We start from the raw sequence: 25,212 nt of genomic DNA, 5'->3' as shown, positions 1-25,212 counted from the left end.
GCATACAAAAAAATGAAAATCACAAAATAATTGTGCCCAAATTCCCCTCTATTTTACGTCATTGCTAAAAATTAGCGCCTCGTTTGTAATATAAATGTTACAAGCTATCTTGTTAGTTAACAACTATTAACTATTTAACTGATTTAAGTATGAAAAAAAGTTTTCTCAAAAACTTGATGGGGATACTATTGGCATTATTTTGCCAATACGCGTACGCCCAAAACCGAACCATTACGGGTGCTGTCATTGGTAAAAGCGATGGCCTGCCGATTCCCGGTGTAAGTGTTGTAATAAAGGGTACCCGCTTAGGAACACAAACATCCGGAGACGGTAAGTTTTCCTTAAGTGTGCCTGCTACGGCCAAAACATTGGTTTTTACCTTTATAGGGTATGTAAAATTGGAAGTTCCAATTGAATCAAATGTGGTAAATGCTACATTGCTCGACGATTCTAAATTATTAAGCGAGGTTGTTGTCACAGGCTCGGGTGTGGCTACAAGTAAAACAAGACTTGGTATCGCGGTTGAATCGGTAACGGCAGCGCAATTACCGGCTACTCCAAGCGCTTCAATTGACCAAGCGCTGGTGGGTAAAATTCCGGGAGCGCAAATCTCGAGCGTAAACGGAAACCCAGGTCAGCAGGTTAATATTGTACTCAGAGGTATCAATAGCATTCAAGGCGGCACAAAACCACTTATTTTGATTGATGGAGTGCAGCTATCGGCCACCGATATTAACGCTATTGATCTAAATAACATTGAGCGGGTAGAGGTTGTGCAAGGAGCGGCGGGAGGTACAATTTATGGTGCCCAGGGTGCCAATGGTGTTATCCAGTTATTTACCAAAAAAGGTAAGCCCGGATCAATGCATGTGGACATATCTTCCAGCGCCGGCGTTAATACATTAATCAATAGCGGCGATGTACATAAAGCTAAATCAATGAGCCTGGTTACTGATGCCAGCGGGAATATATTAGGCGCGGCATCCGGAAAGCCGCTTGTGTTTGATAAGACGCTGAGCTATTACCCGGAAAACGTTACCTGGAATAGCCTTGACCCACTTAACCAAAACAACAAACCGTATAAGAACCTGACCTATTATGATCATTACAAGGAATTTTTTAAAAGTGCTTCAACCATCAATAATTCAATCAGTATATATGGCGGTGCCGAGAAAATAGACTATAATGTTTCTGCATCTAACAGTTATCAGAACACTACGTTTAAAAATAACGGCGACTATAAACGATCAAACTTTTCCGCCAATATCGGTATCCAGCTTTTTAAGGGGCTAAAGTTCCGCACCAATACGCAGTTAATTTACACCCAGAATAATTTACTGGATCAAACAGGCCGTGGTATTCTTTATTCTTTAAATAATACAAGGCCATTTGCAAATTATAATTATACCGATCCTGATGGTAACTATGGCTCTTACTTTGGCGATGCCACAGGTGTAAACGGTTTTAACCCTAATTACAACACACAGTACAGTCACAGCAAAATTGCCAAAATAGATTTGTTGCAAAACTTTAACTTAACCTATACATTTCCAAAATTTGTTGAGCTTGATGTAAAATATGGTTTAAATTATAATACCAATAACAACACTTACCTAATAGATGCGCAGGATAATAATGCCAACGCGGGATATACGCAAGTGTATTTAACAAATTACTACTCGGCCCCTACAATTACCCAAACAGGCGAAACAACGAAGGACAACGCATCAACAGTATTTCAGAATCTGATTGGTACTGCAACTTTCCGTACCGATTTTAAAAATGATTTTCATCTCAATATACCTTTAAAAACATCTACGCAGTTAACCTACGATTATCGTAAAAACGTTTATAAAGATTTTATTACCTATGGTGCCGATGCGCCGTCATACACGCCGTTCAACTCATCCAATTACCTGGTTTTTAAAACCCAGTATGATTATGTAGAGCCGTTTATAACTTATGGTTACCTGGTAAATCAAAAATTTGATTATGGTGAGTATGGTGGTATTTCGGGTGGTTTCAGAAGCGATTATTCATCTGCATTTGGCAGGGGTTCAAAACCATTTACCTTTCCAAGGGCCGATGCGTACTTAAGGTTATCATCATTTAGCTTTTGGAATGACGGTAGTTTAGGCACAATTTTCCCGGAAGTTAAATTCAGGGCCGCGTACGGCGAGGCAGGTATTCAACCAGGCGCATTTCAGCGCTATGTTACACTCAGTACAAAAAATGTGGGCGGCTCAAGCGCCTTCTTTCTCGATCCCAACCAACCTAACCCCGATTTGGGTGTAGAGGTATCAAAAGAAACAGAAATTGGTACCGATATAGCTATAGCCGGACTTAAAGAGGGTAATTGGCTAAAGAATTTTACACTGTCGGTAAGTTATTGGAAACGCAAAACCGACAATGCCATTTATCGTGTTGATGCTGCTCCATCCACAGGCGTTGGCAGTATTTTGCAAAACGCGTTTGGCTTATCATCAAACGGTATTCAGGTAGCTTTAAATTTCAGCCCATATAAAAGCAAAGCTTTCAGCTGGGATTTTACAACTAACTTTGGCCGCTCTAAATCAATTATTTCTTCTGTTGTTGGTCAACCCGTTGTTGTAACGTCTGCTGCGGGCAGTTCAAACTACGTGTTAAAGGCCGGTGAGAAGATAGGCCAGCTTTACGGTTTTTTGATGCTGCACAAAGTTGATGAAAAAGCGCCCGATGGAACTTACTTTATACCACAAAGCCAGCAGGGAGACTACGTCGCAGCAAGCAATGGCTGGGTAGTAAGCAAAACCACCAAGCAACCTTTTGTAACATCATCTCAATATAGCCTGGGCGATCCCAACCCTAAGTTTAATATGTCGTTTATCAACAACTTCTCGTTCAGCAATATTGCAAGTCTTTCATTCCAGGTAGATTGGGTATATGGCAGCCATATTTATAACCAGACAAAGGAATGGATGTACCGTGATGGTATCAGTGGCGATTATGATAAATCAATTAATATCGATGGTGCCAGCGGCGCATGGACAGCATTCTACAGGGGAGTTTACGCACAGGTATCGCGTAACGGCACAAAAAATTATTTTTATGAAGATGCTTCATTTGCCCGGTTAAGGAACGTATCGCTTGCCGTTAATCTGCACTCTTTTTTCCATACCAAATCATTAAAAAAACTACAGTTGGTTTTTACAGGACGTAACCTGGTTACTATAACCAAATACACAGGTTATGATCCCGAAATTAGTTCAGGTACAGGAAACTCGGCCTTTGATAGGGGGGTTGATCATAATACCATCCCTAACACCAAAACCTACCAGCTTGGCTTAAACATTGGCTTATAATTATTAACAATAGCAAGATCATGAATAGAAAGAAAATATATTTAGTAACAGTGCTTTTTGCATTGGTAATAACATCATGTAAAAAGCAGCTTGACGTAAAAAATCCGAATTCGCCAACGGTGGATAATGCAACTACCGAATCGGGCATTATTTCATTTGCGCAGGGAGGTGTTTATGAAGACGGGTTCCGCACCTTAAAATATGGCGATGGTATTTTTGGCCTTTTTTACTCCGGAGCCGTTGGGTTTCACGAAATGATGGGCGATGTGATTGGCGCCGAAGCTGCCAATGGCTACATTAACCAGATAGGCTGTCCCGATTACGTAATTTTAGATGATGGCACAAAAGTACTGAACCCGAGCGCCCCTGCTAAACAGCACGATTTTTTGCGGTCGATAAATTTAAATGGCAACCAGGGGCAAAACACCACCTACTACGAGTGGGCATATATGTACCAGCTAAACAATGTTTGCAACACTATATTGGCGTCGGTTTCAAAAGCATCATTTTCTGGCGACGCTGCTGCAAAAAAAGCAACCATGACGGCATGGGCCTATTGGTGGAAGGGATTTGCTTACGCCCGCATTGGTTCAATATATTACGCCGGTATTATTAATAGTACTGCGGGGGCAACCAACGGTAATTATGTAACTAAAGAGGCTATCATTGCCGAGTCGAATGCTGATTTAGATAAAGCAGCCGCGGCTTTATCAGGCATTACCAATGTGGCCGATTACAGTTCCCTGTTAGGTAAGCTGATTCCGGATTTTACCCAGGTTGGTAATGGCGGTATTTTAACAATAGACGAATGGAAGCACAATATTAACACGCTTAAAGCGCGTAATATTTTGGTTAATACGCCTGTGGCTACCATGACTACGGCGCAATGGACATCTGTTTTAACTTTGGCAAATACAGGGATTCAACAAGGCGAAAAAGTATTTACGCTAAGATCGAATGCAACAAATGATCTGTTAGATGCTTTAAGCGGATCTGTGTCAGCTAAAACTACCGCGACTGCTGCCGGCGGCAACACCTATAAATTAAGCGAACGCTTTGTTCAGGATTTTAAAGCGGGCGATAAAAGGCTTGCCAATGTTAAACAAACTGTTACCTGGCTGGGTAATGCCGATAGGGGTAATATTTTTAATACGCGTTACACCTTGGTTGATGCCGGTGTTGCTGCCAACAATTTTCCTTCAGGAGTAATCCAGTTTTCAAACAGGAATACCGGCGGGTACGAGATGTTTTTAGTGGGCAGTTTTGAAGAGAACGAGCTTATGAAAGCCGAAGCAAATATTTACCTGAGTAACCTGCCGGCCGCACTTGCCAGTATTGATAAAGTACGGAATGCCGAGGGAGCTGGTTTGGTCGCAGTTGCAGGCACAACAAGTAGTGTGGCTGTTGTTAAAGAAGAACTCAGAAAAGAGCGACGCATAGGTTTAGCATTTAGAGGTTTATCTTTTTATGATGCCAGGAGATGGGGGGTAATCAATGACATATCTGCTGGTGGCGGCCGTACAAATGCTGTTGTAATCAGCAATTCTGCAGTTGTGAGTACTCACGCAACAATAAATTATAATTTTCTTGATTACTGGGATGTTCCGGATAATGAATTGGCCTACAACCCGGCTCTTGCCGGTAGCGCACCAACAAAAAATCCAAAACAATAACCAATATTTGTATCGTTCTTTATATAATATCAGTTAATACTGCTAAGGCCGCGCAAACAAATGCGTGGCCTTTTACATTTAGTTCAATTTCTTGTTCACAATCCTATCCGCATAATCCTGGATAAAGGCCTTACAATCGGATATGCCGGTATTCATCTCAGGATTGGGGTTGTTGGTCATCAGGTTTTTTTCAAGGCCCTTATCTGTAACGGCGTATATGCCGGTAATGTTCTTCCCGTCAAACAAATAGATGTAGTTGCCTTGCATCAGCTGGTAAATATTACCAGTGGAGTTGATTACCCTTGGCAGTTCCGCCGACGCAGGGTTAATCAAACTGCGACCCCATGACCTGAAGGGCTTGTTGTAGCCTATTAAATCGGCAACGGAAGGGTAGATGTCCATCTGCGAAGCAAGGTCGGTACGTGTACCTTTTAAGGCATAAGCGGTATTGGCGCTGTAAAACAAAATAGGTACGGCAAAGCGGTTAACGCCTTTGCTGTATTCCGGGTAATACGTTTGGCTGGTGTGGTCGGCAGTTATAACAAAAATAGTATTGGCAAACCAGGGTTGTGTTTTAGCATAGTTGAAAAATTCGCGCACCGCATTATCCGAGTATTGCACGCATTTATCAATGGCTAGTGGCCCGCCTTTAAACCTGGCCTTATATTTTTCGGGCAGTTGGTAGGGGTCGTGCGATGACAAGCTGAACAAAGTAGCCATAAAGGGCTGTTTTTGGGTGCTGAGCGTTTTGCCCATAAATTGGAAAAAGTGCTCGTCCCAGATGCCCCAGATGCCGTCAAAATCCCGGTCGTCATTATATTCAGTTCTGCCGTAATAATTTTTAAAGCCCAAAATGCTGCCAAAGCCCTGGAAACCCATAGAGCCATTTGCCGCGCCATGAAAAAATGAAGTTTGATAACCCATGCTGTTACATACCGATACAATAGATTCAATTTTTTGCTTGGCAAAGGGCGATGAAGTAAAAGCCGTTTGAAACGAAGGAATGCCCGCCAAAACCGACGACATGGCGTGGATAGACTGGCGGCCATTGGCGTAAGCGTTGGTAAATATCAGGCTGTTATCCGATAGCGAATCTAAAAACGGGGTGTACGATACAAAGCCGGGTATGTTTGCCCCTCTGTTCATGCTGCCCCAATACTCTTTGGCCATGCTTTCTAAAATGATGATCACTACGTTGGGTTTTGCAGCGGGCTTACTGTTGTACTGTTTTATAGGTTTAATGTTGGCGTTAATATAATTGGTAGTTGTCCAGTGCTGAATCTTAAAATTGTTGCTGCTGATTGTGCGGATAATGGCAAAGGGGGTATTTAATACCACATCGCCCTGGTTGGGCACAGTAACGTGTTTGTAGGCATCTACCATATTAATAGGCCTGGTACTGTGCGCAAAATCGCCCCGGATACCACCTATAACCAGCGCCACGGCAACAAGGAGCGAAACTACAGATGTTATAAAGTAGGGCTGCAAATGCTTTACAGGTCGCGGCTTAGCTTTTACGCGGTAATACAGCCAAACCCAGCACAAGCAACACAATATAAATATCGCCAGGATATACCAATAGGCCCAGGTGAAATGCTCAAGCAGCGCTTTTTTGTTGGTTTCATCGGACAGAACATCAAGCACCGCTTTAGTTGAACGCACCTGGCTGAAGCGATAGTAAATGATATCGACAAAATTGGTGGCGTAGGCCAAAAAATTGCTAACAAAGTATAAAATGGTGATGCCCTTTTGGTACCCCGGCCGGGTATTGATGGTTAAGGGTAGTATGCTTAATAAAATAAACAGGCTGTTAACGTATAGCAGGGCAGTGGTATCAAAGGCCATTCCGAAATAGCAAAGTTTTAACAGCGTGGAAAGATTATCAACAGCCAACAGGTGCGTGTTATAAGCAAAAAATAAAACCCGGGCTATAAAATAGAACAGGTAGCCTAAAAACATTCGATATATAAGAACCTTATACTCGGATAACCTAAATTTATCTTCCATGAAAGTGTTGTTTTGGCTACCCCCCAAATTGTGTAAGGCGAAAGGTGATTGTCCCCTGTTAAGGAACAATGGTAAATTTATCGTCGTTTAAATGCAGGGGTGCTTGTAAAAGCAACGAATGTAATAAATAAGCAAAAATCTTGCTTTAATTTTTTGTCATAATTTAAAATAACTTGTGCGTTTAGTTAATGTTATCAAATTATGAAATACGGGAAGTTTTTCCGCAGCCTATATACTCACCGAGCTGGGTAGTCTCTCGTTCCGCAGGTACTTAAAACAAAAAAGCCGCTAAACGCGGCTCTTTTCAATATTATTAATTTATTATTCCTCCACCATTTCGCTGTTGGGGCTCGCTACCTCGGGTACTTCGTGTTTGAAATAGCGTTTTTGATATAGCAGTATCATGATCACGCCTACACATATTGCCGAGTCGGCAAGGTTAAATACCGGCCTGAAAAACTCAAATGCCTCGCCGCCCCAAAACGGAAACCATGTTGGGTAAGTGCCTCTGAGCAGGGGGAAGTAAAACATATCTACAACCCGGCCATGAAACAGTTTACCATGCTGAAACAGGATTCCGTAAAAGGTAGAATCGATAATGTTACCTACGGCACCGGCTAAAATAAGCGCCACGTTCATGATTAGCCCGCGATGGTATTTGTGTTTAATAAGGTATATCAAACTATATACAATACCCACAACCGCAGCTATCCGGAACAGGGTTAATGCCAGTTTGCCGGCATCGCCGCCCCACTCCATGCCAAATGCCATGCCATTATTTTCGGTGTAGTGCAGCATACCGTGGCTGCCCAGGAAGCGAATTTCTTCGCCCATATACATATATCTGCGTACCCAGGTTTTGATAGCCTGATCGGCAAGGATAATGATGAAAGCGGTAAAAAAAGGTTTGGTGTAAGCAGCCTTCATTTATTGCCTTAATTTTGCTTCCATGGTCATGGTCGTATGCGGCACTGCGCGCAAACGTTCTTTAGGTATCAGTTTACCGGTTTCGCGGCAAATACCATAAGTTTTATTTTCGATGCGTACCAATGCAGCTTCCAACTGATCGATAAATTTTTTCTGACGGGCAGCTAACTGGTTAATTTGTTCTTTTTCCAGTGTGGCCGAGCCATCTTCCAATGTTTTATAGGTACCTGCGGTATCATCGGTTCCGTTCGCGTTTGGCGAGCTTAATGATGTTGCAAGCGAGTTTAATTCTTCTTTAGCAATACGCAGTTTATCCAGGATTAGCGCTTTAAATTCCTGCAGGTCTGACTCAGAATATCTGGTTTTTTCGTTTTCTACTTTCATTTATATTTTACTAATTACAATCAAAATTTCATGTCCGTCAATGGCTATTAAATCGCCTTCATTTAACTGGGTATCAAGCACTATATCAACGGCCAAAACTTCGGCGCAAATATAGGCTAAATTGTTTTTCACCGCTTCGCTGATGTAAGGGTGGTTAAAAAGCTTAATATCGATTTTATCAGTTACTTCAAACCCTTTATCCTTGCGTAGGTTTTGGATGCGGTTAATCAACTCCCTTGCTATGCCCTCCTGTTTTAACTCGTTGGTTATGGTAACATCTAAAGCAACGGTTAGTTTGCCCTGGTTTGCGACCTGCCAGCCCGGTACATCTTCGGCAATAATCTCTACGTCAGTATCAAGTATCAAGTATTTAGTATCAAGTACCAGGATGGTACCATTTGCTTCCAGTTCAGCTATCTGCTCATTTGTAAAGTTATTTATAGCCTCGGCTACTGCTTTCATATCCTTACCTACTTTTTGCCCAAGGGCTTTAAAGTTTGGCTTTATCTTCTTTTTAATGAAGCCTGCGGTATCGGTAATATACTCAATATCCTTAATGTTGGTCTCAGATAATATCAATTCTTTAACCAGCTCCACATGCGCTTTAAAGTCCTTATCTAATATAGGTAAAAGGATTTTACTTAGTGGCTGCCTTACGTTAATTCCTATTTTTTTACGTAATGATAACACCAAAGATGAAATGTCCTGGGCCAGTTTCATACGCTCTTCCAGGTCGGTATCAACAAGGTTGGCATGATACTGGGGGAAGTAAGCCAGGTGGACAGATTCATAAGTTTCTTTGCCGGTAACGCTGTTTAAATCGCTGTATAACCTATCGGCAAAGAAAGGCGCTATAGGCGACATTAGCTTACTGATGGTGATTAAACAGGTATATAACGTTTGATATGCCGATAACTTATCATCCGAATTATCCGACCTCCAGAAGCGGCGGCGGCTTAGGCGGATAAACCAGTTGCTGAAATGGGCATCCACAAATTCCTGTATGGCGCGCGCCGCTTTGGTTGGCTCAAAATCGGCATAAAAACCATCAACCTCTTTGGTTAAGGTATTTAGTAACGATATAATCCAGCGATCGATCTCGGGGCGTTTGCTGATCTCTATTTCGGCCTCAATGTATGTGAATTTATCAATGTTGGCATACAGCACAAAGAATGAGTAGGTATTATAAAGCGTACCAAAAAACTTACGGCGAACTTCGTCAATGCCCTCTACATTAAATTTCAGGTTGTCCCATGGCGATGCGTTGCTAATCATGTACCAGCGTGGGGCATCGGCGCCAAATTGTTCGATGGTTTCAAACGGATCGACACCGTTGCCTAAACGTTTAGACATTTTGTTGCCGTTTTTATCCAGTACCAAACCGTTCGAGATTACGTTTTTAAATGCTACGCCTCCGTTGCCAACTTGCTCATTCACGGCCTTTATTTCATCGCTGCACTCGCTTAGCATCACGGCTATGGCATGCAGGGTAAAAAACCAGCCACGGGTTTGGTCAACACCTTCGGCAATAAAATCGGCAGGGTATGCTTTGGCAAACTCATCTTTATTTTCGAAAGGGAAATGCCATTGCGCGTAAGGCATGGCGCCGCTATCAAACCATACGTCAATCAGGTCCGGCTCGCGGAACATCTTGCTGCCGGTTGATGAGGTTAGTATCACGTCATCAACATAAGGGCGGTGCAAATCAAAGTCTGAATTATTGAGTGACTGAATTATTGATTTATTCTTTTCCAGTTCCGTACCAGATAGAACACCGCTTTCAACTGCCGCCTCCAACGCTGCTTTAAGTTCGGCAATTGATCCGATGCATTTTTCTTCTCCGCCATTTTCCTCTCGCCAGATAGGTAACGGGGTACCCCAATAACGGGAGCGCGAAAGGTTCCAGTCAACCAGGTTTTCAAGCCAGTTGCCAAAGCGGCCGGTACCGGTCGATTCTGGTTTCCAGTTGATGGTTTTGTTGAGCGCTACCATTTTATCCTTAACGGCCGTAGTTTTGATGAACCAGCTATCCAGCGGATAATAAAGAATAGGCTCATCAGAACGCCAGGAGTGCGGGTAACTGTGCTCGTATTTTTTTACATCGAAGGCTTTGTTCTCGGTTTTTAATTTGATCGAGATCTGTACGTCGGTGGCCCTAAAACCTTCCACGGCACGCTCTTCGGCGGTATAATATTCTTCTTTAACGTATTGGCCTGCAAAATCGGTAACCTCGTCAACAAAGCGGCCTTGCTTGTTCACCAACGGAACTTCCTTGCCATTTTCGTCCTTCACCATTACCGATGGTACGTTGTTTTCTTTACAGGCCCTAAAGTCATCCGCGCCAAAAACCGATGCAGTGTGTACGATGCCTGTACCATCTTCGGTAGTAACAAAATCGGCAGGGATAACGCGGAAAGCGTTTTTTTCCAGGTCGTCGTTGGTTACGTACGGCATTAGCTGTTCGTAGTGGATGCCCAACAAGTCGCTGCCTTTAAATTCGGCTGCTAATGTCCATGGAATAATTTTATCGCCGCCTTTATAGTCTTCAAAAGAAGCATTCTCGCCTTCGGCCTTAAAATATTTTTTAACCAGGTCTTTTGCTAAAACAACGCAGATCGGTTCAAAAGTGTAAGGGTTGAAAGTGTTTACTTTAACGTAGGTGATATTCTCGCCAACGGCAAGGGCACAGTTTGATGGCAGTGTCCACGGTGTGGTGGTCCAGGCCAGTATAAACACACCGGTATTTACACCTTCAAATAAAAAGGCCGAATCCTGGTCGCGTTTTACTTTAAACTGGGCAACAATGGTGGTATCCTTCACCATTTTATAGGTGCCTGGCTGGTTTAACTCATGCGAGCTTAAACCGGTACCCGATTTTGGCGAGTAGGGTTGTACGGTGTAGCCTTTGTATAAGTAACCGGCTTTATAAAATTCCTTCAGTATCCACCAAAGGCTTTCAATGTATTCGTTTTTGTAGGTGATGTACGGGTCATTCAGATCGACCCAGTAGCCCATTTTTTCGGTCAGGTCGTTCCATACATCGGTGTAGCGCATTACCTCCTTGCGGCAGGCATCGTTGTACTCTTTAACGGTAATTTTTTTGCCAATATCGTCTTTGGTTATTCCCAAAGCTTTTTCAACAGCCAACTCAATGGGCAGGCCATGAGTATCCCAGCCGCCTTTACGCTTAACCTGGTAACCTTTTAAAGTTTTATAGCGGCAAAAAATATCCTTGATAGACCGTGCCATTACGTGGTGAATACCGGGCATACCATTGGCGCTCGGTGGACCTTCGTAAAAAGTGTAAGGGTTATCTTCCGGGCGATTGCTGATACTTTTTTCGAAAATGTTGTTCTTTTTCCAAAATTCAAGTACTTCTTTGCCTGTTTGCGATAAATTTAACTGCTTATATTCCTTATACATGTATATCTTTTACCTTTTATCACCTCTTTTTTAAGAGGTTGCAAAAATACGGAATTTATAAATCATTTTTTTAATTTAGACGGGTGAAAAATAATAAAGTAAAGCGCACGATATTAATGTTGTTAGTAGCCGTGATCCTGTTTTCGGCCACTATGGTTATCCCGGCTTTACAAGGCTCCAATTGGAAAGTTTACATGCAGGGTGCTGCCACTGGTTTAATTATGGCCGCGATAGTGAGTATCATTACTTTGATTATTGATTATTTGAAGGATAGCAGAAGGTAGATGATCCTATTTGCACTTTTTGGCTTACTTGGTTTGTCGAGTCTATATATCGGTTCAAAACAATCCGGACTTTATCAATCCCGTGTTATCAACGGTACCTGGAGGTTGTCGTTAAAGATTATTAATAATGCATTGGCTAAGTCGCTAAGTGAAGAGGATAGGCGGGAGGTTATTCATCTAAAGCGAGTTTATATTGCCCACCTGGTTCTGCTTTATTGTTCTGTTTCATACGCTTTTTATGAGGGTTATCAATCTGCTGTAAAATAACTGTGTTGAGGTAATGCCAGGTTGAATGGTACCTATCAATGGAGTAATTCTACTTTATAGACAACTTTTGGCGATCGATTAAGCTTTTTATATCCGGTAACTTTTGAATACAAATAACCTAAACATGAAAAACTATTTATTTCTTTTTCTCCTGCTGATAGGTAAGGAGTGCGGTGCGCAAACAGTCGACAGTAATGCAAGGCCTCCGTTTGAACTCAAACTATTTGTTAACGATTCTACGTTTTACAACGCTCCAATGAATGCCTCACAATATGTTTATAATAAAAAAACTATCCAGGTTTTCCCTGGCGAAAGCTTATTCATTGAGGCTGAGTTATCTGGTGATAGCCTTGTGAATTTAAAGGTTGTGCCAGAGAACATTCATAAAGAAAAGACGATAAAAATATCTTTTTCCCAAAGTGTAGAAGGGCGTATACATCAGCAGATGATATTGAGTGTTGTTAACCCTTTCTCAAAAAAGCTTGATTACAGCGCTCAAATCAATTTATTAAACCAGAAGAAATGGGTTAAAACATCTATAATACCGGTGCTACCTGGGTTGGTATCTTATGAAACGTGGCCAGATTTGATTACCACAATTGCACTCTATGATTTTTGCCTAAAAAGCGAATCTCCTGATTCTAAAAAATAGCCCTGTTCGCCCCGCCATCAACCGGTATAGTAGTCCCGCTAATGTAAGCCGCCTGTTCTGATGCTAAAAATGCGACCAGCGCTGCCAGCTCTTCGGGTTTTCCAATGCGGCCAAGGGGAATGGCTTTTGCTTTGTCTTTTATAGCTTGTTCCGGGTCAACATCTTTAGGGAGTGTGTGCTTAATGCGGTCGGTAAGGATTAAGCCGGGAGCCACATTATTTACCGTGATATTATATGGTCCAAATTCATCGGCCATTAATTTGGCCATGCCCACAACGCCCATGCGCATAGTGGTAGATAATACAGAATTACCCAGCACAGCTTTTACCGAACCACTGATGATATTGATGATTCTGCCGCTCCCCGTTTTTTGCATGTGGGGCAATACCAATTTGGTGAAACGGGCAACGCTAACCAGGTTAAGCTCAAATGCTTTTTGCCATTGTTCATCGTCAAAGTTTTCAAACTTATCAAAAGGTGGCCCGCCGGCGTTGTTTACCAGAATATCTATCCGGCCAAATGTGGCCGCTGCTTTAGCAACAAAGGCGTCGATTTCATCAACACGGGAAACATCAACAGGAATAACCACAACCTCGTTACCGGTTAGCTTCCTGATCTCTTCGGCAGTTTTATTTAACTCCGTCTCATCGCGCGAGCCAATAATTACTTTAGCCCCCTCGGCAGAAAGTGCCGTGGCTATTGCTTTGCCCAACCCTTTACTGGCTGCCAGCACCAGGGCTACTTTGTTGTTGAGTTTAAAATCCATAAGAGCCTCACCTAAATCCTCTCCAAAGGAGAGGACTTTGAATAAAATGTTATAACTTTTTTTACGACCTGACGCGGCATCATGGCCGGTCATTAATACTCCCTTTTTATGCTATCGTACTTAGCTTCATGAAATCTCCGCCATCGTATCCAACGGCTACACTAATGCTGTTTTTAAATCTTAAAATGTTTTGTTTATCAAGGTCATTCCTGATCATGTCATCCAGCACAAATGAGCAATATGCGACGGGCAGCAACCAATCTAAAAAGGTATAATCCCCGTCATCATTAATAGCCTGCTCTATGGTAACAAGATCGTCGGGCACAATTAAATTTTCTTCGGGCGAAAAGGTCGGATCGTCGCCATCCAGGTCGTCTGGATCTTCAACATCGTAACCAGTTATTGAAAGGCCATAAACCTTCGCATCATTTTCGTCGGCATATTCTGCAATACTTATCCAAAAACATTGAGTGTCGTCGCTTATTCCATCTTCAATAAATGTCTGTTCCACCCATTCCTTGACTATTTTTCGGCCGGCCTCAATATCAATATTGCGCAATGTTGCCCAAAATGACTTGGGTTTAACAGCTTCCAGCGAAGCTATCATTTTACCCCAGGCTTCGGCAACCGATAGTTGTTCGCTAATTATCGTTTCGAAATTATCCCAGGATTGCTCGTTGTCAAATTCGGCCATTCTATTTTGAATTTTATGATTACACCAACATTGTTTTCCAGAACCCTCCCCCTTTGGAGAAGTCAGGGTGAGTCCCGCTACTCCTCTATATCCGGTCCCTTCAATTTATTCCTGTCTGTCCCTTTTTCTAAAGTCAATAAAAATGCCGGCAACAAGGTAAGGTTGCTGACCATCGCTACCAACAATGTAATAGATAACAATATGCCCAGCGCCTGTGTACCGCCAAATTTTGATACCACAAACACACCAAAGCCAAAAAACAATACAATAGCTATAAATATCATACTCACCCCGGTTTCGCGGATAGTATCGGATACAATTACGGATATACTTTTGCTGGTGTTGCGCAGTTCGTGGCGGTAACGGGTGATGAAATAAATGGTCTGATCGGATGAGATACCCATGGCTATACTGAAAATGAGGATAGTTGATGGTTTAAGCGGGATGCCAAAAAAGCCCATGATGCCGGCTGTAATAATAAGCGGTACCAGGTTAGGTACCAGGGATACGGCTATCATTTTAACACCACGAAACAATATCCACATTACAATGGCAATCAGGAAAATAGCCCAGGCCAAACTTTCATACAGGTTAATAAGCAGGTAATTGGTGCCTTTAATAAATATGATGCTGCTGCCGGTAAGCTCTACATGAAACTTTTTAGGGTTAAAGATTGAGTCGATTCGCGGTTGCAATTCGGCCAGCACTACATTCATTTTTTTTGACCCGGCATCAATCATTTCAAACGTTACGCGCGTTACCTGTTTGGTGCTATCTACATAACTGTTTAAAGCGCTGGTGCCTTTACCTGCGGAATTGCCTGCATAGTTAAGGATAAAGTTTTGCTCCAATCCATCGGGCAGCCGGTAATATTCGGGTGCCCCGCCGTAAAAAGCCTGGGTGCTGAATTTTAAAACCTGGATAAGCGATATCGACCGGCTAAACTGCGGGTACGACGAAATTAATTTTTCAAGCTTCTCAACCTTGCGGATTACGCCCAGGTTCACCACGCCGTTTTTACGTTTGGTATCAATGCTTACCTCTAAGGGCAATACACCGTTAAAATTGGCCTCAAAAAATTTAAGGTCTTCCAGTGTGTTGTTGTGCTGGGGCAGGTCATCAACAACAAACCCGTTAATGTTTATTTGGTAAATGCCCACGCACGATATGGCGATTAATACCAATGTCCCTATGTAAATAGTTTTGCGTTTGTTATGCACCAGCTTATCCAAACCGCTAAGTACTTTGGCCATCAGCTTACTATCTTTAATGCCGGCTTTTTGAGGTTTGGGCGATGGCAGGTAGCTGAAAATAATGGGCACTAAAATTAAACTTAATGCAAAAGTAGCTATAATGCTGATGGAGGCCACCAGGCCAAACTGGGTAAGCAGCTCGCTGTTGGTAAAGCATAATACGCCGAAACCTATGGCGGTTGTAATATTGGCGATAAAGGTGGTAATACCGGCTTTTTCAATAGCCAGGTGCAACGCTTTCATTTTATCGCTGCACAGCTCGTATTCGTGGTAGTATTTGTTAAGGATGAAGATGGTATTAGGAATGCCGATAACCACAATAAGCGGCGGAATGATGCCGGTAAGGATAGTCATTTCGTAATGCATCAACACCAATGTGCCCAGGCTCCAAACTACCCCAAGTACAACAATGATGATGGGAAATACCACCGGGAAAAACGAGCGGAAAAATGCCAGCAATATGAAGGCTGTAATTAATACCGATAAGCCCAGGAACAAGGAAAACTCATGCGCCACCAAATCGCCAACCACGGTACGGATAAGCGGCAGGCCCGAGTAATGCACTTTAATGCCATGCTTTTGTTCAAATGCTGCTCCCAGTTTTTTTATTTTGTTGATAATGGGTACACGGTATGGGGTGTTGATGATCTTATCGTCAAAAGTAATAGCCATCAGGGTAGCTTTGCCATCATTGCTCAACACCACGCCTTTGTAAAAAGGCAGGCTGGCCAGTTTTTGTTTTATACTATCAACGGCCTGTGCCGTTGGCAATATGCCGGTAACCAACGGTTTTATAATGAAACGGTGTTTGGCGGTGTCCTTTTGCAGGTTATAAACGTTGGCTACCGAAATAACCGCCTTAACACCTTTTACCTGTCTCAAATCGTTGCCTATCTGGAACCAGTCGTTAAATATGTTTTTATCAAAAATTTTATCCGATTTGATGCCGATAACCATGGACGAGGCGTCCTGGCCAAACATTTTTTTAAACTGGTTATACCTGATGTAAGCCGAATCGGTAACGGGCAGAACCTTGCCGCCGTTAAAAGTTATTTTTACTTTGGATGCTTCATAGCTCATAAAAACACTTAACGCCACAACGCTTATCAACACAAGAAGCCTGTTTTTAAGAATAAATGATGCCGTTTTTTTCCAGAACATGAACAGTAAATTATGACCGCCGCTAAACTACGAATTTAGATTTAACCACCCATTGAAGATATTGACTTTGTGACAATAAGAGCTCGTCCCCAATTAAGCCGTAAGGAATATGGATCCCGCGCATGAAAGCTTGCTAATGAGGTTACTATAGGTTGTATGCTACATTAATTTGTTAACCTTATTTTAATGATTGGGCGCATATAAAATGGGCTATCGCAAAATACCGGGTTAATTATCCGTACCTTTAAAGAAATTACTTAAGCTCATGATCCTTTTTTCGAAGCGAAACCTGCATTATACCGATTACAAATGGACGAATTATACCCAAAACGATCCGCGCGTAAACGGCAAACCAGATGCAACCCCGTTTGCAAAGGATGAAGGCAACGAAGTTGTTTACCTGATAAACAAACTGATGATATTGTGGGATTACCGTTTTGCCAATACCGGCAACAAAATGGAGAAACTTATTCACGATAAACTGCCCGCCGAAGTATTTACCCAGGAAGATGTTCAGGTTTGGCTTAAGTCGAATTTGAAGTTTTAAGTGAGTGGTGAATAGTTGATTGGGTGAGTGGTTGATTGGGTTTTATATCCAATTTTTAGATAGACCACATTTAACCACTCACCGCTTTCCATTCACCATTCACCACACTACTCCTTCTTAAAATCATAAGGATTATACTCCACAAAATCGGCTACTTTAACACGTACACCGGTTACCCTGCCGCTTTGTACAGTAAAGGGGAATACTGCTTTGCCTAAAGTAGGGTCTGAAAAGGTTACGTAGTAACGGTTGCCGCCTAAGGGTTGCAGTTTGGCAAACATTTTAGGGTGGTGTTCAAATCTTATCTCCAGGTCGTTGTTCTCGCCCTGGGTTATAGTCATACTGCCATAAAGGCTATTGGTGTATTTGCCGGTATAGTTTTGCGCCGGTAAGGCAGGGCGCAAGTTTAGCAGCACCGAATCGCGCAGTTTTTTATCTGTGGCCTGGTCGGCGGTGGCGCGGGCTTTGTAATTAGCCAGGTAAGTGTCACTATAATTGCGGTATCCCTGGCCAAAATAGGCATCTAATATCTCCCAGCGCAGGGCTTCAAAAAACAGGTTCTGATCGGTATTGGTTAAGATGATAATACCCAGGTGGTCTTGCGGAGATAATGTTACCGAAGATAAATAGCCGTTTACCCCACCATCGTGCATCACAAGCCGGTGGCCCGAGTAGTCCTGTATAAACCATCCCAGCCCGTATAATTCAAAATTGTCTTCGCCATTCAGGTGGTGGATGCTGCCAACAATATCCTGTGGCTGGCGGGTAGCTTGTATGGCTGCCGCGGGAATTACCTGCCTGTTGCCCACTTTGCCATCATTAAGTAATGCCATCACCCACTTGCTCATGTCATTTACCGATGAGCTGATAGCGCCGGCTGGCGCAAGCCCATCAATCTGGCAGTAAGGTATGGCTGTTAGCCGGCCATCATTTAAAGTATGTGGTACGGTACGGTTTATTGATTTGGGCATTTCGGCAGTAAGGGCCAATGTGTTGCTCATGCCCAGCGGGGCAAAAATATTTTCTTTCACGTAAGCTTCCCATGGCCTGCCGGTTACCTTCGGAATAATTTGGCCCGCCGTTAAAAATGCCGAATTGGTGTAACCCCATTTGGTGCGGAAAGGATAGGGTGCTTTAATTTGCCCCAGCTTTTGAATAATTTCTTCGCGGCTAAGGTTGGTGTTGTAGAATGTAAAATCGCCCTGGAAGGTTTGCAGCCCAAGGCGGTGGCACAACAAATCGCGAACAATGGCTTGCTCGCCTGCAAGTTTATTATCAAGCTTAAATTCCGGGATGTATTTGGTTACCTTATCATCTAACGACAGCTTGCCACTGCTTTGCAGCATGGCAAGGGCAGTAGCCGTGAAAGCCTTGGTGTTGCTGCCTATCATAAACAAGCTGTTTACATCCACAAGGTTTGGCAGGCCAAGTTCCTTAATGCCGTAACCTTTCATCAGCACAATTTTATTGTCTTTAACAATACAAACAGCCACACCCGGGATACGCCAGTTGGTAAGGGCGCGGCTTACATACAGGTCAAGGCTATCCCTTATAAACTTGCTCCGGTCGGCATGCTGGGCCCGGGTAACAGCGATAAATGAAATTGAAAAGGTAATAAGCAGAAGTATTTTTTTCATTACACTGGTTTTATACTTGGCGAATGTGCTAATTTAACGCAAAATTTACGGCGGCATTACTTATTTTTTAAATAATGCCGCATTCATTATTCAAAGCATACTATATGAAATTTTACCGTTCAGGCTGGTGGTTCCTGTTAATCGTTCTGTTCATTTTAAACAGTAACCTGGCCAAAGCGCAACGCGCACCTACACACTGGGCCAATGATGGCTATCAATATTACAAAACAACAGGCGGCGAAATTACCGTTTACGATACCCGCGACAGCAGCAAAAAAACAGTTTGGATAAGCACGGCCATGCTTACGCCCAAAGGTAAAACACCTATTGGTGTAAAAAGGTTTACCATATCTGACGATGGCAAAAAAGTACTCATTAACACCAACACCAAAAAAGTATGGCGTTATGATACCCGTGGCGATTATTGGGTGTTTGATACCGGCACGCAAAAGTTGTGGCAGTTAGGCAAAAATCTGCCCGAATCATCCTTGATGTTTGCCAAGCTATCGCCCGATGCAACTAAAGCTGCTTACGTAAGTGGCCATAATATTTATGTAGAAGACCTGGCCAGCGGCGATGTTAAGCAGCTGACTACCGATGGCAGCACCCACGTTATCAACGGCACGTTCGACTGGGCATACGAAGAAGAATTTGGTTGCCGCGATGGTTTCCGCTGGTCACCCGATAGCCGTAATATAGCTTATTGGAAAATAGATGCTACCAAAATTAAAAGCTATTATATGCTGAACACGACCGACTCGATATATCCGTTCGTAGTACCGGTAGAGTATCCCGTTGCAAGCGAAGACCCGAGTTCGGCAAAAATTGGCGTGGTTGATATCAGCACCGCCGCTACCAGGTGGATGAATATCCCCGGCGACAACGTGCAGCACTATATCCCCCGTATGGAGTGGACTTTAAGCCCCAACGAAATTATTGTTGAGCAACTGAATCGCGCCCAAACCGAAAGCCGCGTATTTATTGGCAATATATCAAACGGTACCACCCGCCTTATCCGCGAGGAAAAAAGCAACTCATGGATTGACGGCAAAGAGCGCTGGAACAATGGCGACCCGATTGGCTGGGAGTGGATAAACAAAGGCAAAGACTTTTTATGGGTTAGCGAAAAAGATGGCTGGAAACATATTTACCGCGTAAGCCGCGAGGGCAAAGAAACCCTGCTTACCAAAGGCGATTATGATGTAATTACCGTAAGCCTTATTGACGAAGCCGGCGGTTATATTTATTTTATGGCTTCGCCGGATAATGCTACCCAGAAATATTTATACCGCATAAAACTGGCAGGCGGCAAAGCAGAGCGTGTTTCGCCTGCCGATCAGCCGGGTACCCACGGTTACGATATTTCGCCTAACGGAAAGGTGGCGCTGCACAATTTCAGCAATAGTTATACCCCTCCGGTAAGCGAAGTGGTGAGTCTGCCCAATCATCAGCATATTGGCGGCATCGTTATCGCCGTTAACAAGAATGCCAAAAACAAACCAGAGTTTTTTAAGGTAAAAACGGTTGATGGCATTGAGATGGATGGCTGGATGATGAAACCAACCAACTTCGACCCGAACAAAAAATACCCTGTTGTATTTACCGTTTATGGCGAACCTGCAGGTCAAACCGTAACCGATACCTGGGGTACCGGCCGCAATGGCTTATACGTAGGCAGCATGGCCGACGACGGATATATTTACATGTCTGTTGAAGGGCGTGGCGCACCGGCCCCCAAAGGCACAGCCTGGCGCAAGGCTATCTATAAAAATATTGGCATCATCAACATCCGCGACCAGGCCATGGCAGCCAAAGAAATCTTGAAATGGCCTTTTGTTGATTCGGCACGCATAGCAGTACACGGCTGGAGCGGCGGCGGATCATCAACCCTTAACCTGATGTTCCAATACCCCGACATTTACAAAACAGGGATAGCTGTAGCAGCCGTAGGCGATCAGTTAACTTATGATAACATTTACCAGGAACGCTACATGGGTGTGCCGGTTAATGACGAAGGCAGGGCGGCATTTATCAAAGGATCGCCAATTACCTACGCCAAAAACCTGCGCGGTAACCTACTGTACATACATGGCACAGGCGATGATAACGTACACTACAAAAACGCTGAAGAATTGATTAACGAGCTGGTTAAATACAACCGCCAGTTTGAACTAATGGCATACCCTAACCGTACCCACGGTATTTTTGAAGGCCCGGGCACCAGCCTGCACCTACATACCATGTTCACCAAATATTTGAAAGAGCATTGCCCGCCGGGTGGGAGATAGGATGTCGGTTTGATAATAGATAGGCCTCACATGAAAATGTGGGGCCTTTTTGTTAATTCGGGACTGTGGTGTTCTGCCCCTCTGGCGCAGAACGGTTGTATGGCGTGTTTCTACAAAGCTTTTGTCCCTCTGGTATAGGAGGAGTGTATGTAGGGGTTTTGGTAAAATTTAAATATTAAATAATTTCTTTTCGTTAGTCAGTATTTAAAAAGAGCTTTTACTTCATTTTTGTAAACTCTACCCACTCTTCAATCAATTCCTTAACGTGGGATAGTGGAACGGTAATCTGCTGATTAATTATTGTAATAGGAGGAGTAATCTGAACACCCTCGGAAAAGTTGGCGTTATCGGGGCTGTAATACTCTTCGAATGGGCGGTTGTTCAATGCGTTATCGAGTTCTTCCAGTAAAGATGGTCCTTCCCAACTTCCAAGTGCATATAACAAATTGGATAAAGCATGAGCTTCTGCCGACTCACCAACCTCCGTGCATAAGAAACTATCACGGTATCCATGCACGGCAATATTTGAAAAAACTAAATTATATTGTTGCTTCCTGCTCATGAAATTTTAGCTATATAATCCTCCCAGCAAAGCCACTGATAGTGAGTAAGTACAGTATCTACTTTTTACTCCTATAAAACAAGCGCCTTTGTTATTCATAGTTTACCTTACTGCCTCGACAGCAACATCCCGTCCACATTAACGGTACTCACTTTACCCAGTTCGTCGATATTAAATGTAGCGCCAATTTTGCCGTACTCCTTGCGTGCGTATGGGCCAACAAAGGTATCGTAGTTCCAGCAGGAGGCTTCGGCGGTTATAAAATTGTTGATGTTGAATGTTAGTTTATCGGCTGTGGCGGTTATTACTACTGTTCCATAAAGGGGATCAGTGTAGGTGCCGGCATAGGCTTTCAGGTCAAGTGTAGGATGTGTGCCTATCACCCGTTTGGCTTCATAATCTTTGGTTGATTTTTCCCGTTTGGCAAGGATATCTCCATAAAGCTTTAAAAACTCCTTGCTCCAGTCGCGGTTACCGCCTAATGCAAAGTAATCAAAGGCTTTAAACATCAGGGCATGGCGCACTTCGGCGTGGTCAAGGTTGGCCAGTATGTATACGCCTATCTTTTTATCTACAATCATTCCGTTTATGGCAACCAGGCCGGTTAAGCTGCCGGTATGGAAATCAACTTTTTGTCCCTGGTAATCCTGCTGAAACCAGCCCAGGCCGTAGGTTATCCAATGCGGTTTGGTAACCCGGGCTGTGGGGTAAAATTCATTCTCGGATACAAAGGTTTGCGGCCTAAGTAGCATGGCCCAGCTTTCGGGTTTAAGCAGGCGCTGGTTGCCGTTATACTTGGTGCTATCCAGCATGCAATTAACCCATTTGGCCATATCTTCAACGCTTGACCATACCCCACCCGCCGGGCCAATGGCATCCGTAACATCTTTTTGAGCCACAACAATACTGCTATCAACCTTAATGTGTGCTGATGATTGGTTGGGCACTCCTTTAATTTTGCTGAAGGTAGGTACAGACCGTGTCATGTTTAGCGGTGTAAAAATCCTTTTCTGCACAAAATCTGCCCAGGGCATGCCGCTGGCTTTCTCAATCACTTTACCCGCGGTTACATAAAATAAGTTCTGGTATACAAACCCGGCCCTGAAACCGTATTCTGGTTTTGCCAGGCGCAAACGGCGAAGCATCTCATCAGCCGGAATGTTCATGTAAGCCCATAGGTAATCTGTATTGCCCACGCCGCTATCGTGCAAAAATAAATCGCGCACAGTTAGTTCGCGGGTTACGTAAGGGTCATACAGCTGAAAACCGGGCAGGTAATCGGTTACCTTATCATCCCAGTGCAGTTTACCTTCGTCAACCAGCATGGCGGCACAGGCGGCGGTCATAGCCTTGGTTGTTGATGCAATGCCAAAAATAGTTTGCGCATCAACTTTATCAGGTTTGCCCAGTTCACGTACGCCATAGCCTTTGGCAAATACTACCTTACCATCTTTAACTACCGCAATGGCCAGGCCGGGCACATGCCAGTCGGTAACGGCCTGCTGTACGTAGTTGTCAAACTCCTGGATATTCGGACTGGTTTGGGCAAACGGCATGGCGGGCGCAAGACATATAAATAGCAAGCATTTTAAAAGTTTCATGATTTTGGGCTAAAGGTTTTCTGCACTCAATATAGCGATAAAATATAATGCAGCACATGTGCTGCTATCTAAAATAAAAAGCACAAAAAATACCCTTAGCTTTAGTGCAAAGAGTAACTGTTATAATTCAATTAAAACGTGTTGTTATCAGTATGCCGGTGGCAGGTCTTCTCCGTCTATATAACTCACTTGTTCACTGTGTTTTGTTGACTTTGTAACGTCAGTATCAAAATCACTTTTACGGCCAAGCATAGTAAAATTTTCGGCAACCACTTCGGTAGTGTACTTCTTGATGCCGTCTTTATCTTCAAATGACCGGGTGCGCAGTTTGCCTTCTATATAAACTAGCTTTCCTTTTTGTAAAAATTTTGCCGCCATATCTGCAAGGCCGCGCCACATCACAATATTATGCCATTCAGTTTGTTCAACCTTGCGACCATCTTTGTTATAGGTTTCGGAGGTAGCTAACGGAAAACTTGTTACTGATACTCCACCATCTAAAGTACGCAATTCAGGGTCCTTGCCTAAATGGCCAACAAGGATAACTTTATTAATTCCAGACATGCCATAAAATAACGGAAATTATTTTATAAATTAAAAATGTTTTTTATTAATATAAAAATGACCTTCGGAAGTGCCAGTTCAGGTAGGTTGTCAACGGGGATAAAGGCCCAGTTTTCTTTCAAAATAAGTGGAATGTTAGGAGTTTTAACCATCCGCACAAATAGCCGTTGGTGGGTAAGGATATGTTTTATTACGGCGGTATCTTCTATAATGTTTAGTTCGTCGCCAAATATGGCAGTTACTTCAGGGAGTTTTGCCAATTCGTGCGCTGGTAGCATCTCAGGCGTTTCAACCATTGGTAAGTCATACATATTGGCCCAGATGTCTTTATCTCCCCTTTTATTCATTAAAACGGTGTTCCCTTCTGTAACTAAAAAGTAATTTAAAAAGCGTTCGCGCACTTTTACAGTTTTTAATTTTACGGGCAACACAGTTGTTGCATTGTTTAAAAAAGCAGCACAGCCTACATGTACCGGGCAAATACCGCATGCCGGATTTTTAGGTTTACAAAGCATTGCCCCAAACTCCATCATGGCCTGGTTATGTAATGCTGGGTTTTGCTTATTAAGCAAATTTGTGGCGAGTGATTGGAAAGTCTTTTTGCCGGTGGTGGAGTTAATGGCGTCATAGATTCCAAAATATCGGGCCAATACCCTGTACACGTTACCATCAACAACGGCCCTTGCTTCGTTTGACGAGAAAGACGAAATGGCAGCCGCTGTGTATTCGCCGATACCTTTAAGTTTAATCAATTCGTCATAGCTTTCGGGGAATACGCCGTTGTACATTTGCCGCACCAGCCGCGCGGTTTTAAGCATATTGCGCCCGCGGGAATAATAGCCAAGGCCCTGCCAAAGTTTAAGCACTTCGTCTTCATGTGCGGCTGCAAAATCGCTCGCTGTTGGGTATTTTTCAACAAAGCGGTTAAAATATGGCAGCCCTTGTTCAACGCGGGTTTGCTGTAAAATAATTTCTGACAACCATATCGTATAAGCATCGGTTGTATTACGCCAGGGCAGATCGCGTTTGTTGGCAAGGTACCATTGTACCAGTTCGTCGGTAAAGTTCATTGGAAGTAAAGGTAGCGAGGTAAATGGTAAAAGGCCGCATCAACTGACCTGAAGTTTAACGTGCGGCACTTTAATAGATAACATCTTAATTTACGCCCGATTTATGAAATA

Annotated in this window: 18 protein-coding genes; 6 read left to right on the top strand and 12 right to left on the bottom strand. The window is 43.3% G+C overall.

The window, feature by feature from the left end; genetic code table 11:
- Nucleotides 1–149 precede the first annotated feature (149 nt).
- Together AC1DU2_RS04975 and AC1DU2_RS04970 are read left to right on the top strand one after the other, a co-directional pair.
- Nucleotides 150–3,341, top strand: coding sequence for a SusC/RagA family TonB-linked outer membrane protein (locus AC1DU2_RS04975; protein WP_477383116.1), 3,192 nt, complete (start codon nucleotides 150–152; stop codon nucleotides 3,339–3,341).
- 20 nt (nucleotides 3,342–3,361) lie between these two features.
- On the top strand, nucleotides 3,362–5,014 hold the full coding sequence (locus AC1DU2_RS04970; RefSeq protein ID WP_477383113.1) for a RagB/SusD family nutrient uptake outer membrane protein: 1,653 nt from the start codon (nucleotides 3,362–3,364) through the stop codon (nucleotides 5,012–5,014).
- A gap of 78 nt (nucleotides 5,015–5,092) precedes the next feature.
- Here AC1DU2_RS04970 and AC1DU2_RS04965 read toward each other — a convergent pair whose 3' ends face one another.
- The 4 genes from AC1DU2_RS04965 to ileS form a co-directional block, all read right to left on the bottom strand.
- On the bottom strand, nucleotides 5,093–7,021 hold the full coding sequence (locus AC1DU2_RS04965) for an LTA synthase family protein (protein ID WP_477383111.1): 1,929 nt from the start codon (nucleotides 7,019–7,021) through the stop codon (nucleotides 5,093–5,095).
- A 321-nt stretch (nucleotides 7,022–7,342) separates the two neighbouring features.
- The gene (locus tag AC1DU2_RS04960; protein ID WP_477383109.1) at nucleotides 7,343–7,948 is read right to left on the bottom strand and encodes a lipoprotein signal peptidase; all 606 of its coding nucleotides are present in this window, start codon (nucleotides 7,946–7,948) and stop codon (nucleotides 7,343–7,345) included.
- Nucleotides 7,949–8,332: a TraR/DksA family transcriptional regulator gene (locus tag AC1DU2_RS04955; RefSeq protein WP_091149429.1), complete on the bottom strand. Its 384-nt coding sequence runs from the start codon at nucleotides 8,330–8,332 to the stop codon at nucleotides 7,949–7,951.
- On the bottom strand, nucleotides 8,333–11,755 hold the full coding sequence (ileS, locus tag AC1DU2_RS04950) for an isoleucine--tRNA ligase (protein ID WP_477383107.1): 3,423 nt from the start codon (nucleotides 11,753–11,755) through the stop codon (nucleotides 8,333–8,335).
- A gap of 83 nt (nucleotides 11,756–11,838) precedes the next feature.
- On the opposite strand from ileS, the gene AC1DU2_RS04945 reads away from it, so the two are divergent.
- The gene (locus tag AC1DU2_RS04945) at nucleotides 11,839–12,039 is read left to right on the top strand and encodes a hypothetical protein (RefSeq protein WP_147055114.1); all 201 of its coding nucleotides are present in this window, start codon (nucleotides 11,839–11,841) and stop codon (nucleotides 12,037–12,039) included.
- Nucleotides 12,040–12,430: 391 nt separating this feature from the next.
- Nucleotides 12,431–12,958, top strand: a complete 528-nt coding sequence (locus AC1DU2_RS04940) for a hypothetical protein (protein WP_477383104.1) — start codon at nucleotides 12,431–12,433, stop codon at nucleotides 12,956–12,958.
- Here AC1DU2_RS04940 and AC1DU2_RS04935 read toward each other — a convergent pair.
- The 3 genes from AC1DU2_RS04935 to AC1DU2_RS04925 all read right to left on the bottom strand — a co-directional run bounded on the left by AC1DU2_RS04935 (nucleotide 12,948) and on the right by AC1DU2_RS04925 (nucleotide 16,832).
- Nucleotides 12,948–13,724 carry an SDR family oxidoreductase gene (locus tag AC1DU2_RS04935; protein WP_477383101.1) on the bottom strand — a complete coding sequence of 259 codons (777 nt, stop codon included), beginning with the start codon at nucleotides 13,722–13,724 and terminating at the stop codon, nucleotides 12,948–12,950. The two genes, AC1DU2_RS04940 and AC1DU2_RS04935, sit on opposite strands and share 11 nt — an antisense overlap.
- 106 nt (nucleotides 13,725–13,830) lie before the next feature.
- Nucleotides 13,831–14,418: a hypothetical protein gene (locus tag AC1DU2_RS04930; protein WP_477383099.1), complete on the bottom strand. Its 588-nt coding sequence runs from the start codon at nucleotides 14,416–14,418 to the stop codon at nucleotides 13,831–13,833.
- Between the two features lie 77 nt (nucleotides 14,419–14,495).
- Nucleotides 14,496–16,832 carry an efflux RND transporter permease subunit gene (locus tag AC1DU2_RS04925; protein ID WP_477383096.1) on the bottom strand — a complete coding sequence of 779 codons (2,337 nt, stop codon included), beginning with the start codon at nucleotides 16,830–16,832 and terminating at the stop codon, nucleotides 14,496–14,498.
- 265 nt (nucleotides 16,833–17,097) lie between these two features.
- Between AC1DU2_RS04925 and AC1DU2_RS04920 the strand changes: the two genes are divergently transcribed.
- The gene (locus tag AC1DU2_RS04920) at nucleotides 17,098–17,379 is read left to right on the top strand and encodes a hypothetical protein (protein ID WP_477368103.1); all 282 of its coding nucleotides are present in this window, start codon (nucleotides 17,098–17,100) and stop codon (nucleotides 17,377–17,379) included.
- Nucleotides 17,380–17,486: 107 nt separating this feature from the next.
- On the opposite strand, the gene AC1DU2_RS04915 is transcribed toward AC1DU2_RS04920, so the two are convergent.
- Nucleotides 17,487–19,016 carry a serine hydrolase gene (locus tag AC1DU2_RS04915; protein WP_477383093.1) on the bottom strand — a complete coding sequence of 510 codons (1,530 nt, stop codon included), beginning with the start codon at nucleotides 19,014–19,016 and terminating at the stop codon, nucleotides 17,487–17,489.
- 104 nt (nucleotides 19,017–19,120) lie between these two features.
- Between AC1DU2_RS04915 and AC1DU2_RS04910 the strand changes: the two genes are divergently transcribed.
- A complete protein-coding gene (locus tag AC1DU2_RS04910; RefSeq protein WP_477383091.1) occupies nucleotides 19,121–21,304 on the top strand; it encodes a S9 family peptidase in 2,184 nt (727 codons plus the stop codon).
- Nucleotides 21,305–21,521: 217 nt separating this feature from the next.
- Here the strand turns inward: AC1DU2_RS04910 and AC1DU2_RS04905 are convergent, their stop codons facing one another.
- The 4 genes from AC1DU2_RS04905 to mutY all read right to left on the bottom strand — a co-directional run bounded on the left by AC1DU2_RS04905 (nucleotide 21,522) and on the right by mutY (nucleotide 25,101).
- The gene (locus AC1DU2_RS04905; RefSeq protein WP_477383090.1) at nucleotides 21,522–21,866 is read right to left on the bottom strand and encodes a hypothetical protein; all 345 of its coding nucleotides are present in this window, start codon (nucleotides 21,864–21,866) and stop codon (nucleotides 21,522–21,524) included.
- A 107-nt stretch (nucleotides 21,867–21,973) separates the two neighbouring features.
- Nucleotides 21,974–23,467: a serine hydrolase gene (locus tag AC1DU2_RS04900; protein ID WP_477383089.1), complete on the bottom strand. Its 1,494-nt coding sequence runs from the start codon at nucleotides 23,465–23,467 to the stop codon at nucleotides 21,974–21,976.
- 147 nt (nucleotides 23,468–23,614) lie between these two features.
- The gene (locus AC1DU2_RS04895) at nucleotides 23,615–24,031 is read right to left on the bottom strand and encodes a single-stranded DNA-binding protein (RefSeq protein ID WP_477356365.1); all 417 of its coding nucleotides are present in this window, start codon (nucleotides 24,029–24,031) and stop codon (nucleotides 23,615–23,617) included.
- Between the two features lie 23 nt (nucleotides 24,032–24,054).
- Nucleotides 24,055–25,101, bottom strand: a complete 1,047-nt coding sequence (gene mutY, locus AC1DU2_RS04890; RefSeq protein ID WP_477383088.1) for an A/G-specific adenine glycosylase — start codon at nucleotides 25,099–25,101, stop codon at nucleotides 24,055–24,057.
- Nucleotides 25,102–25,212 lie beyond the last annotated feature (111 nt).

Source organism: Mucilaginibacter sp. P4_C11 (genome assembly GCF_056402115.1).
Note: the sequence above shows the minus strand (reverse complement) of the source record. Positions and strands in the feature narration are given on the sequence as shown.

Excerpts from the sequence above, each read along its gene's own strand:
- AC1DU2_RS04935 (WP_477383101.1), bottom strand. The coding sequence starts at position 13,724 with ATGGATTTTAAACTCAACAACAAAGTAGCCCTGGTGCTGGCAGCCAGT.
- AC1DU2_RS04955 (WP_091149429.1), bottom strand. The coding sequence starts at position 8,332 with ATGAAAGTAGAAAACGAAAAAACCAGATATTCTGAGTCAGACCTGCAG.
- AC1DU2_RS04965 (WP_477383111.1), bottom strand. The coding sequence starts at position 7,021 with ATGGAAGATAAATTTAGGTTATCCGAGTATAAGGTTCTTATATATCGA.
- AC1DU2_RS04930 (WP_477383099.1), bottom strand. The coding sequence starts at position 14,418 with ATGGCCGAATTTGACAACGAGCAATCCTGGGATAATTTCGAAACGATA.
- AC1DU2_RS04940 (WP_477383104.1), top strand. The coding sequence starts at position 12,431 with ATGAAAAACTATTTATTTCTTTTTCTCCTGCTGATAGGTAAGGAGTGC.
- AC1DU2_RS04905 (WP_477383090.1), bottom strand. The coding sequence starts at position 21,866 with ATGAGCAGGAAGCAACAATATAATTTAGTTTTTTCAAATATTGCCGTG.
- AC1DU2_RS04975 (WP_477383116.1), top strand. The coding sequence starts at position 150 with ATGAAAAAAAGTTTTCTCAAAAACTTGATGGGGATACTATTGGCATTA.
- AC1DU2_RS04915 (WP_477383093.1), bottom strand. The coding sequence starts at position 19,016 with ATGAAAAAAATACTTCTGCTTATTACCTTTTCAATTTCATTTATCGCT.
- mutY (WP_477383088.1), bottom strand. The coding sequence starts at position 25,101 with ATGAACTTTACCGACGAACTGGTACAATGGTACCTTGCCAACAAACGC.
- AC1DU2_RS04895 (WP_477356365.1), bottom strand. The coding sequence starts at position 24,031 with ATGTCTGGAATTAATAAAGTTATCCTTGTTGGCCATTTAGGCAAGGAC.
- AC1DU2_RS04900 (WP_477383089.1), bottom strand. The coding sequence starts at position 23,467 with ATGAAACTTTTAAAATGCTTGCTATTTATATGTCTTGCGCCCGCCATG.
- ileS (WP_477383107.1), bottom strand. The coding sequence starts at position 11,755 with ATGTATAAGGAATATAAGCAGTTAAATTTATCGCAAACAGGCAAAGAA.
- AC1DU2_RS04920 (WP_477368103.1), top strand. The coding sequence starts at position 17,098 with ATGATCCTTTTTTCGAAGCGAAACCTGCATTATACCGATTACAAATGG.
- AC1DU2_RS04910 (WP_477383091.1), top strand. The coding sequence starts at position 19,121 with ATGAAATTTTACCGTTCAGGCTGGTGGTTCCTGTTAATCGTTCTGTTC.
- AC1DU2_RS04925 (WP_477383096.1), bottom strand. The coding sequence starts at position 16,832 with ATGTTCTGGAAAAAAACGGCATCATTTATTCTTAAAAACAGGCTTCTT.
- AC1DU2_RS04970 (WP_477383113.1), top strand. The coding sequence starts at position 3,362 with ATGAATAGAAAGAAAATATATTTAGTAACAGTGCTTTTTGCATTGGTA.
- AC1DU2_RS04960 (WP_477383109.1), bottom strand. The coding sequence starts at position 7,948 with ATGAAGGCTGCTTACACCAAACCTTTTTTTACCGCTTTCATCATTATC.